The following is a 12,675-nucleotide window of genomic DNA, read 5'->3' on the forward strand; positions in this document are numbered from 1 at the left end:
CGCGTTGCCGTGCAAAGCGCCTTGGCGGATGCTTTATTTACCTGAGCATCCCCCCATTCGCGCACCGAGGCCTGCATGAAAACCGTCGACGAAATCCTCAAGAGCAAAGCACAGCACCAGACCGTCTACACCATCGGCCCAACCGAATCGGTGCTGGCGGCGCTGAAGCTGCTCGCGGAAAAAAACATCGGTGCCTTACCGGTGGTTGAAGACGGGCAGGTGGTAGGCATCGTCAGTGAACGCGACTATGCGCGCAAACTGATGCTCAAGGGCCGCTCGTCGCCGTTCACCACGGTGGCCGAGATCATGACCGCAGCGGTAATCACGGTTGAACCCAGGACCAAGCTCGATGAGTGCATGCAGCTGATGACCGACCGCCATCTGCGCCACCTGCCGGTGGTCAGTGAGGGCAAGCTGCTCGGCTTGCTGTCGATCGGCGACCTGGTCAAGGAAACCATCACCGAGCAGGCCAACCTGATCAGCCAGCTGCAGCAGTACATTCGCGGCGAGTGACGGTTGCTTCAGTGATAAGCGCTTTCCAGCTCATCCAGCTGATGGTCGAAGCTGCGCAGGCGCGCTGACCAGGTGTACACCAGCACTTCCAGATCACGGTTAAGTACGGCCGTGCCGCCCTTGCCGGCCACCGGCCCATCGCCCAGGTCCAGCTGGTAGCGCTCACGGGCCATGGCCGTGGCCACGCTGGAAAGGTCGCCGGCGAATGCCAGCCAGTGCTGGTGCGGGTCGTGGATTTCGCGGTCGAGCTCGCGGCATTGGCACTTCAGCGCGTCCAGGCTCTGCTCCAGCGGCGTGCCCTTGAGCTCGCCCATGACCTCTTCGAAGGTGCGCCCGGAGTGCCAGTAACTGCCCCAGAAATAGCGGTCGAAAACGGTTTCGACCCGGCGCAGGGCAACTTTGGTGTTCCAGATGGTGACCAGCGTGTGGCCCTGGCTGAGTTCGCGCCGGTTCAGCTGCAAGTGCTGCCAGGCGATCCAGGCCAGCCCGCAGAGCGCCGCTGCCGCAGTGACCGCAGCAGCGGCGTACAGAAACTGCACGGCCTGGTTCAGCTGATGGGTGTGCCGGATGCCGTAGAAGTAGCCGGTGGTCAGGGTGCCGAGGATTGCCAGGGTGCACCAGAAACCGGCTGCATAGGGATCTTTCATCACGCTATCCCCTTGTTGTTTTACCTCAGCATAGCAACGCCACTTCACCCATCAGGTGCCGCTCGGCGCTTTATTTGCGGGGGCGACGCAGGGCCTCGTTGAGTTGATCGAAGGGGATTGCCCAGTCGGCGTCTTCCAGCACCGCTTCTTTGAGGAATGCGCGCTGCGAGTCGTTCCAGAACGGCGCATCGACCAGCTTGATTTCGTTTTTCAGCGGCGAGTGCAAGGTGATGAACTGGTCGATGCTCTGCGCATCGTTTTCCAGCCCCAGTTGCATGAACAGGTCGGCAAACTGATGAGTCGGTGCTTCCATGGGTGCCTCCTCGCCAAGCTGGCCGTCGACGACGCCGGCCCGGCGCTGGTTGAGTGATAGATGAAGTGGCCGCAGCCACCTCGCTCAAAGATAGACAGCAGCCAAGCCACTCAAGGTCGAAGCAATTTGCACTTTTTATCCAACAAGCGTCACAGCGGCGCCCGGCGCAGGGTGGCGAGGAATGCTGCGGCGCCGACAAACAACCCGGCAAAGGTCCGGTTCAGACGCTTCTGCTGTTTAGGCGTGCGCAGCAGCCGTAGCACCCGCGAGGCCAGCCCGGTGTAACCGGCCATCACCAGCAGGTCGACGCAGACCATGGTCGCGGCAATGGTCAGGTACTGCGGCAGCAGCGCCTGATGCGGGTCGATGAACTGCGGCAGCACGGCGAGCATGAACACCAGCGCCTTGGGGTTGCTGACGTTGACCAGAAAACCACGAAACACCAGGCTCAGCGGCTTGCCGATCGGGCGTATCGGTGACTCGGCGCTCATGTCCATGGGCAGCGCGCGCCACTGCTTGTAGGCGAGGTACACGAGGTAGAACACGCCGAACCACTTGATCACCTGAAACGCGGTGGACGAGGCGGCGAGGATGGCTCCCACCCCGGCTGCAATGATCGCGATCTGCAGCAGCAGACCGAGTTGCAGGCCCAGGGCGTTCCAGTAACCACGCCAGAAACCGTACTGCAGGCCGCTGGACATCGAGGCAATCGCCCCCGCCCCCGGCGACAGGCTGATCACCCAGCACGCGGCAAAGAACGCCACCCACGTTTCCATCGACATGTAGCACCTCATAGCGGATATATTGCAAAACATTAAGCTAAGAGGTTGGCGGCGAAATCACCAGTAGTTTTTTGTGGGATTGAACGAGCAGCGGCCGGTTTCAGTCAGCCTGGACGGCGACATCCTTGGTCACACCCGGTACCTCGGTGCCGCGCCAGCGCCGTACGCACTTCTGGAAGAACTGGCTGTTCGGTACCTGCACCAGCGCGCCGCCGGCATCGGGCATTTCCATCAGGGTGGTGAACAGCAGGTTGATCGCAATCACCCGCCCCTTCACGCCCGGCTTGTCGAGGGTTTCCACCAGCTCGACGACATCACCGATACGAAACGGCCCGACGGTAAAGATCAGCACCGCGCAGAGCAGGTTGGACAACACGCTCCACATGGCGAAGAACGCCACCGCCGCTACGGCGACAAAGCCTGAGAGGGCGGTCCAGAGCACCGTGGCCGAAACGCCAAGACGCTCCAGCACGAACAACAACGCACTGCCCATGATCAACCAGCGCAGGCCGCCACGTACCGGTACCAGCAATTCCGGTGGCAGTGGGTAGCGTTCGCCCAGCCGGCTCAGGCAACGGCCGACAAAGCGTTGCAGGATGAACGCTGCGGCGAGGATCAGCAGAATCTGCGCGCCCAGCCACAGCGAGTCCATCCATTGCCCCGGCAGCAGGCCGTGCAGGTCTTCCATCAGGACAACGCCTCAAGTTCGGCCTGCATGCTTTCGAGCAGCTCGAGTGCCTCCATCCAGGCTTCTTCAAGTTCGCCTTCGCGCTGCTTGAGTTTGCTCTGACGGCCAAGCAGGTCACGCAGAGCGTCCTTGCGCGACTGCTCGTAGAGGCCGCTGTCGGCCAGAGCCGTGTCGATCTCGGCCAGTTGGCTGTGCACCTGGCCCAGCTCGGCTTCGAGCTTGTCGGCAGCACGCTTGTGCGGCGCCAGTTGCTGACGCAGGGCGGCGGCGGCCTGGCGCTGGGCCTTCTTGTCGGTCTTGTCCGGGTTGACCGGGGTGCTGCTGACCGGTGCGTTACGCTGGCGGTAGTCGATCAGCCAGCGGCTGTAGTCATCGAGGTCACCGTCGAAGGTGTCGACCTTGCCGTCGGCAACCAGCAGGAAGTCGTCGGTGGTGCTCTTGAGCAGGTGACGATCGTGAGAGACCACCACCACTGCCCCGCTGAACTCCTGCAAGGCCATGGTCAGCGCCAGGCGCATTTCCAGGTCGAGGTGGTTGGTCGGTTCGTCGAGCAGCAGCAGGTTGGGCCGTTCCCAGGCGATCAGGGCCAGGGCCAGCCGGGCTTTTTCGCCGCCGGAGAAGTTCACCACCGGCTCCTCGGCACGCGGGCCGTGGAAGTCGAAGCCGCCGAGGAAGTCGCGCAGGGTTTGCTCGCGCTCGGTTGGGGCGATCCGCTGCAGGTGCAGCAGCGGGCTGGCCTTGTCGTCCAGCGAGTCCAGCTGATGCTGGGCGAAGTAGCCGACCGAGAGGTTTTCACCGCGCACAAGGCGCCCGCCCAGCGGCTGCAATTCGCCGGCAAGGTTTTTGATCAGGGTCGACTTGCCGGCGCCGTTGGGCCCGAGCAGGCCGATCCGCGCACCCGGCGTGAGCTGCAGCTTGACCTTCTCCAGCACGGCGGTGTCGCCGTAACCCAGACGGCCTTCGGACAGGTCGAGCAGTGGGCTGGAGATTTTTTGCGATTCGCGGAAGACGAAGTCGAACGGCGAATCGACGTGCGCCGCCGACAGCTCTTCCATGCGCTCCAGGGCCTTGATCCGGCTCTGCGCCTGACGGGCCTTGGTCGCTTGCGCCTTGAAGCGGGCGATGTACTTTTCCATGTGCGCGCGCTGCGCCTGCTGCTTCTCGTAGGCCTGTTGCTGCTGGGCCAGACGTTCGGCGCGGGTGCGTTCGAAGGCGCTGTAGCCACCCTTGTACAGGGTCAGCTTGCGCTGCTCGACGTGGAGCACGTGGTCGACCACCGAGTCGAGGAAGTCGCGGTCGTGGGAGATCAGCAGCAGTGTGCCCGGATAGCCCTTGAGCCAGTCTTCCAGCCAGAGGATGGCGTCCAAGTCCAAGTGGTTGGTCGGCTCGTCGAGCAGCAGCAGGTCGGACGGGCACATCAGGGCCTGGGCCAGGTTCAGGCGCATCCGCCAGCCACCGGAGAAGTCACCGACGCGGCGGTCCATCTGCTCGTTGCTGAAGCCAAGGCCGGCCAGCAACTTGCGTGCACGGGCATCGGCGGTATAACCGTCGGCGCCCTCCAGCTCGCTGTGCAGGCGGGCCAGCGCAGTGCCGTCGTGGGCTTGCTCGGCCACTGCCAGTTCGGCCTGGACCTGACGCAGGCGCAGGTCGCCGTCGAGCACATAGTCGACTGCCACGCGATCGAGGGTGTCGACCTCCTGGCGCATGTGCGCGATGCGCCAGTCGCCGGGCAGCTGGCAGTCGCCGCCGTCGGGCGTAAGCTCGCCGCGCAGCAAGGCGAACAGGCTGGATTTGCCGGCGCCGTTGGCACCGATGAGGCCGGCTTTATGACCGGCGTGCAGCGTCATCTCGGCGCTATCTAGCAGGCGCTGCGGACCACGCTGTAAAGTGAGGTTGGTTAGTCTGATCATGATGGTCGCGGAGTCTACCAGCTTCCTCGGCCGCTAGCGCGAGTGGAACCATGCACACCGACCTGTGGAATTACGCCCTGGCCCTGTACGCCCGGCCCGGGGTTGAAGCGGCTTGCCTGCAACTGCAGGCGGACGGCGCCGACGTGTGCCTGCTGCTCTGCGCAAGCTGGCTGCAAGCGCGCCGGGCACGCGTCAGCGATGAGCGCGTGGGCGCCCTGCTGGCGTTGGCTGAGCCGTGGCGAATCGAGGTGGTCCAGCCACTGCGCACGCTGCGCCAGCAATGGCGTATGGCAGCGCAGGGCGATGCCGCGCTGGCACTGTTGCGGGAGCAGTTGAAGGGCCTGGAACTACAGGCTGAAAGAACCTTGCTCGAGCGTTTGCAGGCGTGCTCGCAGCAATGGCCCGCAGGCTCGGCCGAGACCGCGGACGATTGGCTGGCCCGGCTGGCGCCGGACCTGTGCCGCGACCACGGCGCGCTGGATCAATTGCGCGCCGCAGCGTCAGCCCTTCAGGACGCCGAAGACGGCGACTGAGCTGGGGTGTTGGCCGCTACGGCAGGCGTTGCCGCTGGTGCTGCCGAGTTGGTGCTGGTTGCTGCGGTGCTGGCTTTGGCGTCGTCTGCTTTGGCAGCCGCTGGTTTGGCGGCAGCTGGCTTGGCAGCCGGTTTGGTTGCTGCGGCCTTGGCCGGTGCTTTGGCTGCGACGGGCTTGGCGGCAGCGGTTTTAGCTGGCGCCTTGCTGGCTGCAGGCTTGGCAGCAGCAGGTTTGGCTGGCGCTTTGGCGGCCGCAGGTTTGGCAGCGGCAGTCTTGGCTGGGGCCTTGGTAGCAGCGGGCTTGGCAGCTACTTTGGCCGGTGCTTTGGCAACGGCAGGCTTGGCTGCAGCGGCCTTGGCTGGTGCCTTGCTGGCAGCCGGTTTGGCGGCAGCTTTAACAGGCGCTTTGGCAGCGGCTGGCTTGGCGGCAGGTTTGACTGCAGCGACTTTAGCTGGGGCTTTGGCTGGGGCTTTGCTGGCAGTGCTCTTGCCGGCTGCCTTGGCTGGCGCCTTGCTGGCAGCAGGTTCGGCAACAGTGCGTTGCTCGAGAGCCTTGGCGGCTGCTTCACGGACCTTGCCTACGCCCTGAGCGATTTTCAGGCTCTGCTGCGCATCGCGCTTGAGCTGCTGGATGTAGATGCGGGTCTGCGATTGACGCTCTTTGAGCGAGTCGAGCACTTCTTCAAGTTCGCTGGCAGCCTTGTGCGCCTTGTTCTGCGCCTTGGCCTTGCCGGCCTGGGCAGCGTCCTGCAGTTTCAGCCGCGAGCCGTGCAGTTTTTCCTGCGCCTTGCCGCGTTGTTTTTCCAACTTTGCCAACAGTTTCTCTGCATCCGCCAGCGCTTGCGAGCAGGCATCTTCCAGATGTTCGAGCAGGCTACCGGAAAGTTGCTGGAGCAGGTGCAACGGCGTACTTACTGGCTTCTTCTTGGCCGACATGGTTTACCTCCTGGCTGATGAGATTGCGGCTCATACTATGCTTCTGCTGCTACCGCCGCTAGGGCATCTTGACAGTATTGCTGGGGCCGCGTTGCATGCCTGGGCAAAGTTGTTATGGTGCAGCTCGAGCAAGTGTAGTTGGCCCTTGTTCGGCTGTTGCTACTTGGCCATCGCGTCCGGAGTCGATCGTGTCCCGTTATCTTCTGCTCAGCCTCTGCCTGCTCGCGCCATTGAGTGTTGCCGCGCCGGCCAGCAATACCGATCAGGATATGGCCTACAGCCTGGGCGCGAGCCTCGGTGAGCGGCTGCGTCAGGAGGTCCCTGACCTGCAACTGGAAGCCCTGGTCGAAGGCCTGCGCCAGGCCTACCAAGGCAAGCCGCTGCGGCTCGATCAAGCACAGATGCAAAGCCTGCTCGAGCAGCATGAAACCGAGGCCCAGGGCAGTCAGGCACAAGCGGCTGAAGTCCGCTTCATGGCCAATGAACGCGGCCGAGTCGGCACCCATGAGTTGCCTGAAGGAATTCTTTACAGCGAGTTACAGGCAGGCACTGGCGCGCAGCCCAAGCCGGGCGGGAAGGTGCAAGTGCGCTACGTGGGACGTCTGCCGGATGGCTCGGTGTTCGACCAGAACCAGCAACCGCAGTGGTTCAACCTGGATTCGGTGATCGAAGGCTGGCAGGCGGCGCTGCCAAAAATGAAGGCGGGAGCCAAATGGCGTTTGGTGATCCCTTCAGCGCAGGCTTACGGCGCCGACGGGGCGGGCGACCTGATCGCACCCTACACCCCGCTGGTATTCGAAATCGAACTGCTGGCAGTGGCCGACTGATCGAAGCGATCAGGCCTGCAGTGCAGCTTCCTGTTTGTGTGCGGTGTGCAGCACTTCGATCAGGCAGTCTTCCAGCTCGAAGCGTTCGCGCAGATGGCCGCCCAGCGCTTGCAGGGTCTGGGCAAAGCGCTCAGGGTCGTTGCACTCGGCCTTGTCACAGTGATCATTGAAGTCGAGCGCGATCTGGGTGATGTCGGTGATGCGTGGGTTCATGTCTTCGGCCAGCGCCAGCGCGCGCTTGTCGTCGAAGGCCTTGGCCTCGCTGAGCAGCTGCTCGAACACCTCGAAGTGCCACGCCGATACGTAGTCGACCAACACGCCGCAGAAATCACGGCTCTGGGCCTTGTCAGCGAAGGCTGGCTTGGCATCGCGCAGTGCGCGGAAAGCCACCACCAGCTCCTGGCGCTCCAGCAGCCAGCGATCGATCAGCTTGTGGACCCCGCCCCAGCGTTCCTGGGCATTCTGGCAACTATCGAGCATGGCAGTTCTTCCCTTCTGGGTAGATGCCGCTGCACCTCGTTGCGCAAAGGTGCGCGACAAAGGGACGTCAGCAGTACGGCATCGAGCAGTTGTGTTTTCAGTGTCCGTGCTGGGAGATTATTCCCGCACGTGCTGCCCATCAAGGTACGCATCGGACAAAGTTCATACAAGCGTTTCATCCCTTGATAGCGCGCCGCCGGTCGAACCATGCGCCAGCGTTGCGCTGGATCAATGTTGGGAGAGGCGGCGCAAACGATCAGCCACCAGTCGCGACAGCGGCAGCGCTGCCAGCAGCAGGAAGGCCAGCAAGCTCCACTCGGGCAAGGTCAGGTCGAGAAAGCTCCAGGACAACGCGCCGCAGTCAGGGCCACCCTTGAGTAGGGTTTCCAACGCTTGCCGCCACGGCTGCTCGAACACCCTCGGCAGCGGCTGCAGGCAGGCGCCATGAGCAAACTCCGAGCCCTGTAGCCAGACCTGCCGTGCCGCCAACAGCGCGCCACTGGCCGAGCAGGCCAATGCCAGCATCGTGTAGACCAGCCAACCGAGACGCAGCGGGGCATGCACCAGCGCAACCAGGCAGACCAGCGCATACAGGCCCAGCAGCAGGCGCTGGCCGGAACACAGCGAGCAAGGCAGCAAGCCCAGGTTTCTTTCGAGGGCGAAGGCGGCAAACAGGATCGCCAACGAGGCCAGCAAGCCTGGGAAAAACAGAGTACGAAAACGGGCCAGCGACATGGCGATGGGGTCCCGGAGGAGTCAATGACGTGGCTTGAGACGGTAGAGGAAATGGGTACTTTGTTTCAAGGCAATACAGTAGGGACAAGTCTCTGATTGCTGAGGAAAGATTACTGATTGCTGTGGGAAATTTCCGAAGGGGTCATCGCAAACTCACTTCACCGTTTCAGATTAGGTACCAGCCCTTGGGCCTGCGCGGCTTGCGCAGACCCAAGGGTCGGTCAAGCTCGGGCGCCGTCTGGCAACGGCAGCGCCAGCAGGCGCTCGTCGAGCAGGCCGAGGCCTTCCTGGAACAATTGGTTACTGCGTTCGGTTTCACCCAGGCTCGCCAGCAACCGCGCCAGCTCGGCACAGGTTTCCGGGTTGCGCTCGAAACGCAGGCTGCTCTCAAGGTAATCGCGCGCCTTGCCCCACAGACGGTTCTGCAGGCTCAAGCGGCCCAGGGTCAACAGCAGGCTCGGGTCCTGAGCGTGCTCTTTGAGCCAGCCTTCGGCGGTTTGCAGCTGACGCGCGGGGTCATCACCACGGATCAGCCCGTACAGCCGGGCCAGATGGCTTTCGTATTGGCGCTTGAGTGCCGCACGCAGAACCTGCTCGGCTTCGCCCTGGGCGCCGACCTGACGCAGTTGTTCAGCGTAGGCGAGCACCAACTGCGGTTCCTGGCGCTGCGCGGCGGTCAGCTGCTGCCAGACGCGTTCCAGCGCCTGCCGGGCGGCTACCGCATCATCACCACGGGTCGCGGCGATGCTCAGGTTCTGGCCCCAGGCACGCTGCTCCAGCGCAGCCAACTCAGTGGCTGGCAATACCTTGCCCTTGCGCAGATCAGGCAGCAGCCGGATCAGCGCCGGCCAGTCGCCACGCTGCAGGTGCAACTGCTGCAGCAGGCGCAGCACCTGGCCGTTATGCGGATGGCGCTGCTGCATCGCCAGCAGGGTTTCGAGGGCGCCGTCGCTGTCGCCGCGGTCCATCTGCAATTGAGCGTGGGTCAACGCCACCGCCAGTTCAGCCTGAGGCTGACGCTCGAGCGCGCGCTCGAGCAGGTTGTCGCTTTCTTCAGTGCGGCCCAGCTCGTTCGCAGCGCGGGCGGCGCCGAGGTAATACAACAGCGGCTGGCGCTCGGCTTCGGCGGCGCGGTGCAGGTGACGCTGCGCGCTGGCCCAACGGCCTTCGGCCAGGTCCAGTTGGCCCTGTTCGATGGCGATGCGCGTGCGCCGGCGGCGATTGCGCCGCGACCATGGGTTGACCACCCCGGTCGAACTCAGGATCAGGCCAAGCACATAGCGCAACAGCCACAGCACCACGATCAGGCCGATCAAACCACCCAAGGCGGCCCACAGACCGGACTGATAGCGGAAGCTGCCGTAGGACACCATCACGTAGCCGCTGTGCTTGGCCACGGCGATGCCCAGCGCTGCGGCGACCACGATTGCCAGCACCGCGAGTAGATAGACTCGCTTCATGGCTTGCCCCCTTCGGCGTTGGCCGGCAGGTGGCGGCGCTGAATGTAGGCCTGTACCGCCGCCAGGCTTTCGCTGAGGTCAGGGGTGACCACCGACACTGGCTGCTCGGCCAGGGCGTTGAGGCTGTCGAGCATGGCCTTGCTTTGCGGGTTGTCGGCGTTGAAGTTGGCCAGCAGCACGCTGCGAGCATCATCCAGCGCCTGGGTATAGACCTTGGCTTCGCCATTCAGGGCTGCCCACTGGGCCTGCTCGATGGTCAGGCTCAGGGCCAGGCGCAGTTGATTCAGCGACTGCCCTGCCAGCAATGGGCGAACATTGTTGTCGGCATCGAATTCGATCTGGAAGTACTTGGAGATTTCGGCCCACCAGCGCGACCAGCGGCTGCTGGCATCGCCATCCGCAGTCAGCGCGCCCATGGCGTCTGCGCTGCTGTCGAACTCAGGCGACTGGGCGCTGAGCTGCTGCACCTGCTCACGCTGCGCTGCCAGCTTGAGGAACAGGCCAGTGCGGTCTGGCTGTTGGGTGCTGTTGAGTGTGGCCAGGCTGCGGGCCAGCTGCTCGCGGGCGGCGAATGAACCTGGGTCGCTCTGTTCGCGGAGGATTTCGTCGGCACCTTCGACCAGCGCTTTGGCGCTGGTCACATCCTGCAGTGCCGACAAGCGCAAGGTGGCCAGACGCAGCAGGTGCTCGGCTTCCGCCAGGCGCCATTCCTTGCGGCTTTCGCCCATTACCGTATCCAGCCGCTGGCTCAAGCGCTGCTGGTCGCCCTGCAACTGCGCCACCAGGCGGCGGCGGTCTTCCAGCTCGCTGGCCGGCGGCAGGCTGGCAAGTTGTGCGCTGATCTGCTGATCACGCTGCTGCAACGCTGCGGTCTGCTCGCTGAAGGCTTCCATGCGCTGGCTTTGACCCAGCTCATTGCCCTGCAGTTGGCGCACCTGCCAGACGCCCCAGCCGCCTACCGCAACACCGGCTGCACCGAGCAGCAGGGCAACCACGGCAAGGCCATTGCCTGAGCGCTTGGTCGGCGGGGTGACAGGGGTTTGCGGCGCGTCGAGCACCGAGGGCTGTTCATTCTGCGACAAGACAGTTTCGCTCACGTATTCATCCTTTGCATGGGGGCGCGTCGCTCTGAGCTTAGCGCCTTAAGAGGCAGGTGCAGCGCTGCGCTGCACAGCTGCCAGCAAGGCCGCGGCACTGGCGCCACGGCAATCCACAATCTGTTGCGCACCCAGCGCGCGGGCCTGTTCGGCTACACGCGGGCTCGGCACGAACAACGGCAAGCGCGCCAGGCGCGGCCAATCGGCGTCTGCCAACTGGCGCAAATGTTCAAGACCCTGCCCACTGCTGACCACCAAGCCGTTTAGGCGTTCCCGATCGACCCGCTCGCGCAGGGTATCGGGCGGGTATTGCGGCAGGCAGCGACGATACAGTTGCAGATAATCGACACTAGCACCTAGCTCGGCAAGACGCTCTGCCAGCAGTTCACGACCCCCTACCCCACGGACAATCAGGACACGCGGCGTAGGAACGGCGATAGCCTTGCGCAACTCGGGCAAGCCAAGCAAGGCCTCACTGTCGTCACCTTGGGCAGGGAATGTCACCAAAAGCCCGCCGTTGCGCAAGACCTGAGCGGTCGCCTCACCGACGCTGAACCAGGCGTTGGACGGCGGCACCAGGCCGGCTTCGGCCAGATTGGCCAGCAGCAAGCGCGCAGCGGGCTTGCTTACCACGATGAACGCCTGGTAATTCGCCAGCTGGCTCAGCAGCTGGCGTTGTGTGTCATCCACAGTGACCGGCTCGATCGCCAGCAAAGGCAGGCTGCTGCTGGCGATGCCGGCGGCCGCCAAGGTCTGCGCCAGTGCCGCACAGTCCTCTTCAGGCCGGGTCAGCAGCAGGCGCCAGCCGCTCACGGATGGCCGGCCTCGCCGTAGACTTCCTTGAGGATCGCTTCGGCGCCCTGCTCGAGCAGGTCCTTGGCAACCTGGACGCCGAGCGCTTCGGCATGCAGCCGTGGCGCCCGCGCTTCAGCTGCCAGCAGCAGGCCGCCGCTGGGTTGGCCAACCAGCCCGCGTAGCCACAACTGCTCGCCCTCAAGCACTGCGTAGCAGGCGATCGGCACCTGGCAACCGCCGTTGAGGTGCTTGTTCAAGGCGCGCTCGGCGACCACCCGGTCGGCGGTGTCGACATGGTGCAGTGGCGCCAGCAGGGCGTGGATTTCGCTGTCGGCGCTGCGGCACTCGATACCGACTGCGCCCTGGCCACCGGCCGGCAGGCTGTCGTCGACACTGATGCTGGCGCTGATGCGGTCTTCGAAACCGAGGCGGATCAGACCCGCTGCGGCCAGAATGATCGCGTCATATTCACCGGCATCGAGTTTGGCCAGACGGGTATTGACGTTACCGCGCAGGAAGCGAATCTGCAGATCCGGCCGGCGCGCCAGCAACTGCGCCTGACGGCGCAGGCTGGAGGTGCCGACGATGCTGCCAGCAGGCAGCGCTTCCAGGCTTGCGTAGGTATTGGAAACGAAGGCATCGCGGGGATCTTCGCGCTCACAGATGCAGTACAGGCCCAGGCCTTCAGGGAAGTCCATGGGCACGTCTTTCATCGAATGCACGGCGATGTCGGCTTCGTTCTCGAGCAGGGCGGTTTCCAGCTCTTTGACGAAGAGGCCCTTGCCGCCGATCTTCGCCAGCGGCGCGTCGAGCAGCTTGTCGCCACGGCTGACCATCGGCACCAGGCTGACGATCAGGCCTGGATGGGCCTGTTCCAGACGTGCTTTGACGTACTCGGCCTGCCACAGGGCAAGGGCACTTTTACGGGTGGCAATACGGATTTCGCGAGTGGACATGAAA

Annotated in this window: 15 protein-coding genes; 3 read left to right on the forward strand and 12 right to left on the reverse strand. The window is 64.0% G+C overall.

The features are described 5' to 3' along the window. Window positions 1–75: 75 nt before the first annotated feature. Window positions 76–513: a CBS domain-containing protein gene (locus ACQZ2L_RS22840; protein WP_430327972.1), complete on the forward strand. Its 438-nt coding sequence runs from the start codon at window positions 76–78 to the stop codon at window positions 511–513. Window positions 514–521: 8 nt separating this feature from the next. On the opposite strand, the gene ACQZ2L_RS22845 is transcribed toward ACQZ2L_RS22840, so the two are convergent. From ACQZ2L_RS22845 to ACQZ2L_RS22865, 5 genes are all read right to left on the reverse strand, one after another. Beyond that, on the reverse strand, window positions 522–1,160 hold the full coding sequence (locus ACQZ2L_RS22845; protein ID WP_430327973.1) for an NADH:ubiquinone oxidoreductase subunit N: 639 nt from the start codon (window positions 1,158–1,160) through the stop codon (window positions 522–524). Between the two features lie 70 nt (window positions 1,161–1,230). Next, window positions 1,231–1,473 (reverse strand): DUF2789 domain-containing protein, encoded by a 243-nt coding sequence (locus ACQZ2L_RS22850; RefSeq protein WP_430327974.1) that lies wholly within the window; start codon window positions 1,471–1,473, stop codon window positions 1,231–1,233. A 149-nt stretch (window positions 1,474–1,622) separates the two neighbouring features. After that, entirely contained in the window at window positions 1,623–2,255 is a 633-nt protein-coding gene (locus ACQZ2L_RS22855; protein ID WP_430327975.1) for a LysE family transporter, read from the reverse strand. Between the two features lie 100 nt (window positions 2,256–2,355). Next, window positions 2,356–2,943, reverse strand: coding sequence for a mechanosensitive ion channel domain-containing protein (locus ACQZ2L_RS22860; RefSeq protein WP_430327976.1), 588 nt, complete (start codon window positions 2,941–2,943; stop codon window positions 2,356–2,358). Then, entirely contained in the window at window positions 2,943–4,853 is a 1,911-nt protein-coding gene (locus ACQZ2L_RS22865) for an ATP-binding cassette domain-containing protein (RefSeq protein WP_430327977.1), read from the reverse strand. Before ACQZ2L_RS22865 ends, ACQZ2L_RS22860 begins: the two co-directional genes overlap by 1 nt. Before the next feature lie 50 nt (window positions 4,854–4,903). On the opposite strand from ACQZ2L_RS22865, the gene ACQZ2L_RS22870 reads away from it, so the two are divergent. After that, window positions 4,904–5,386, forward strand: coding sequence for a TIGR02444 family protein (locus tag ACQZ2L_RS22870; protein WP_430327978.1), 483 nt, complete (start codon window positions 4,904–4,906; stop codon window positions 5,384–5,386). Here ACQZ2L_RS22870 and ACQZ2L_RS22875 read toward each other — a convergent pair. Next, window positions 5,362–6,321: an AlgP family protein gene (locus ACQZ2L_RS22875; protein WP_430327979.1), complete on the reverse strand. Its 960-nt coding sequence runs from the start codon at window positions 6,319–6,321 to the stop codon at window positions 5,362–5,364. The two genes, ACQZ2L_RS22870 and ACQZ2L_RS22875, sit on opposite strands and share 25 nt — an antisense overlap. A 188-nt stretch (window positions 6,322–6,509) precedes the next feature. Between ACQZ2L_RS22875 and ACQZ2L_RS22880 the strand changes: the two genes are divergently transcribed. Continuing rightward, entirely contained in the window at window positions 6,510–7,148 is a 639-nt protein-coding gene (locus ACQZ2L_RS22880; RefSeq protein ID WP_430327980.1) for an FKBP-type peptidyl-prolyl cis-trans isomerase, read from the forward strand. Between the two features lie 9 nt (window positions 7,149–7,157). Here the strand turns inward: ACQZ2L_RS22880 and rsd are convergent, their stop codons facing one another. The 6 genes from rsd to hemC form a co-directional block, all read right to left on the reverse strand. Beyond that, a complete protein-coding gene (rsd, locus tag ACQZ2L_RS22885) occupies window positions 7,158–7,628 on the reverse strand; it encodes a sigma D regulator (protein ID WP_103435375.1) in 471 nt (156 codons plus the stop codon). Between the two features lie 228 nt (window positions 7,629–7,856). Continuing rightward, the gene (locus ACQZ2L_RS22890) at window positions 7,857–8,363 is read right to left on the reverse strand and encodes a disulfide bond formation protein B (RefSeq protein WP_430327981.1); all 507 of its coding nucleotides are present in this window, start codon (window positions 8,361–8,363) and stop codon (window positions 7,857–7,859) included. 221 nt (window positions 8,364–8,584) lie between these two features. Beyond that, window positions 8,585–9,823 carry a heme biosynthesis protein HemY gene (locus ACQZ2L_RS22895; protein WP_430327982.1) on the reverse strand — a complete coding sequence of 413 codons (1,239 nt, stop codon included), beginning with the start codon at window positions 9,821–9,823 and terminating at the stop codon, window positions 8,585–8,587. Further along, the gene (locus ACQZ2L_RS22900; RefSeq protein WP_430327983.1) at window positions 9,820–10,920 is read right to left on the reverse strand and encodes a uroporphyrinogen-III C-methyltransferase; all 1,101 of its coding nucleotides are present in this window, start codon (window positions 10,918–10,920) and stop codon (window positions 9,820–9,822) included. Before ACQZ2L_RS22900 ends, ACQZ2L_RS22895 begins: the two co-directional genes overlap by 4 nt. Before the next feature lie 45 nt (window positions 10,921–10,965). Further along, on the reverse strand, window positions 10,966–11,733 hold the full coding sequence (locus ACQZ2L_RS22905; protein WP_430327984.1) for a uroporphyrinogen-III synthase: 768 nt from the start codon (window positions 11,731–11,733) through the stop codon (window positions 10,966–10,968). Further along, a complete protein-coding gene (gene hemC, locus ACQZ2L_RS22910) occupies window positions 11,730–12,671 on the reverse strand; it encodes a hydroxymethylbilane synthase (protein ID WP_314875038.1) in 942 nt (313 codons plus the stop codon). The genes ACQZ2L_RS22905 and hemC overlap by 4 nt, the downstream gene beginning before the upstream one ends. Between the last annotated feature and the right edge of the window lie 4 nt (window positions 12,672–12,675).

This window comes from Pseudomonas shirazensis, assembly GCF_050496565.1.
In the GTDB taxonomy this organism is placed as follows: Bacteria; Pseudomonadota; Gammaproteobacteria; order Pseudomonadales; family Pseudomonadaceae; genus Aquipseudomonas; species Aquipseudomonas shirazensis_A.

Bases quoted from the DNA above. Each gene is read 5' to 3' on its own strand.
- ACQZ2L_RS22890 (WP_430327981.1), bottom strand. From the start codon at position 8,363: ATGTCGCTGGCCCGTTTTCGTACTCTGTTTTTCCCAGGCTTGCTGGCC.
- rsd (WP_103435375.1), bottom strand. From the start codon at position 7,628: ATGCTCGATAGTTGCCAGAATGCCCAGGAACGCTGGGGCGGGGTCCAC.
- ACQZ2L_RS22860 (WP_430327976.1), bottom strand. From the start codon at position 2,943: ATGGAAGACCTGCACGGCCTGCTGCCGGGGCAATGGATGGACTCGCTG.
- ACQZ2L_RS22870 (WP_430327978.1), top strand. From the start codon at position 4,904: ATGCACACCGACCTGTGGAATTACGCCCTGGCCCTGTACGCCCGGCCC.
- ACQZ2L_RS22895 (WP_430327982.1), bottom strand. From the start codon at position 9,823: ATGAAGCGAGTCTATCTACTCGCGGTGCTGGCAATCGTGGTCGCCGCA.
- ACQZ2L_RS22865 (WP_430327977.1), bottom strand. From the start codon at position 4,853: ATGATCAGACTAACCAACCTCACTTTACAGCGTGGTCCGCAGCGCCTG.
- ACQZ2L_RS22855 (WP_430327975.1), bottom strand. From the start codon at position 2,255: ATGTCGATGGAAACGTGGGTGGCGTTCTTTGCCGCGTGCTGGGTGATC.
- ACQZ2L_RS22845 (WP_430327973.1), bottom strand. From the start codon at position 1,160: ATGAAAGATCCCTATGCAGCCGGTTTCTGGTGCACCCTGGCAATCCTC.
- ACQZ2L_RS22850 (WP_430327974.1), bottom strand. From the start codon at position 1,473: ATGGAAGCACCGACTCATCAGTTTGCCGACCTGTTCATGCAACTGGGG.
- ACQZ2L_RS22875 (WP_430327979.1), bottom strand. From the start codon at position 6,321: ATGTCGGCCAAGAAGAAGCCAGTAAGTACGCCGTTGCACCTGCTCCAG.
- ACQZ2L_RS22840 (WP_430327972.1), top strand. From the start codon at position 76: ATGAAAACCGTCGACGAAATCCTCAAGAGCAAAGCACAGCACCAGACC.
- hemC (WP_314875038.1), bottom strand. From the start codon at position 12,671: ATGTCCACTCGCGAAATCCGTATTGCCACCCGTAAAAGTGCCCTTGCC.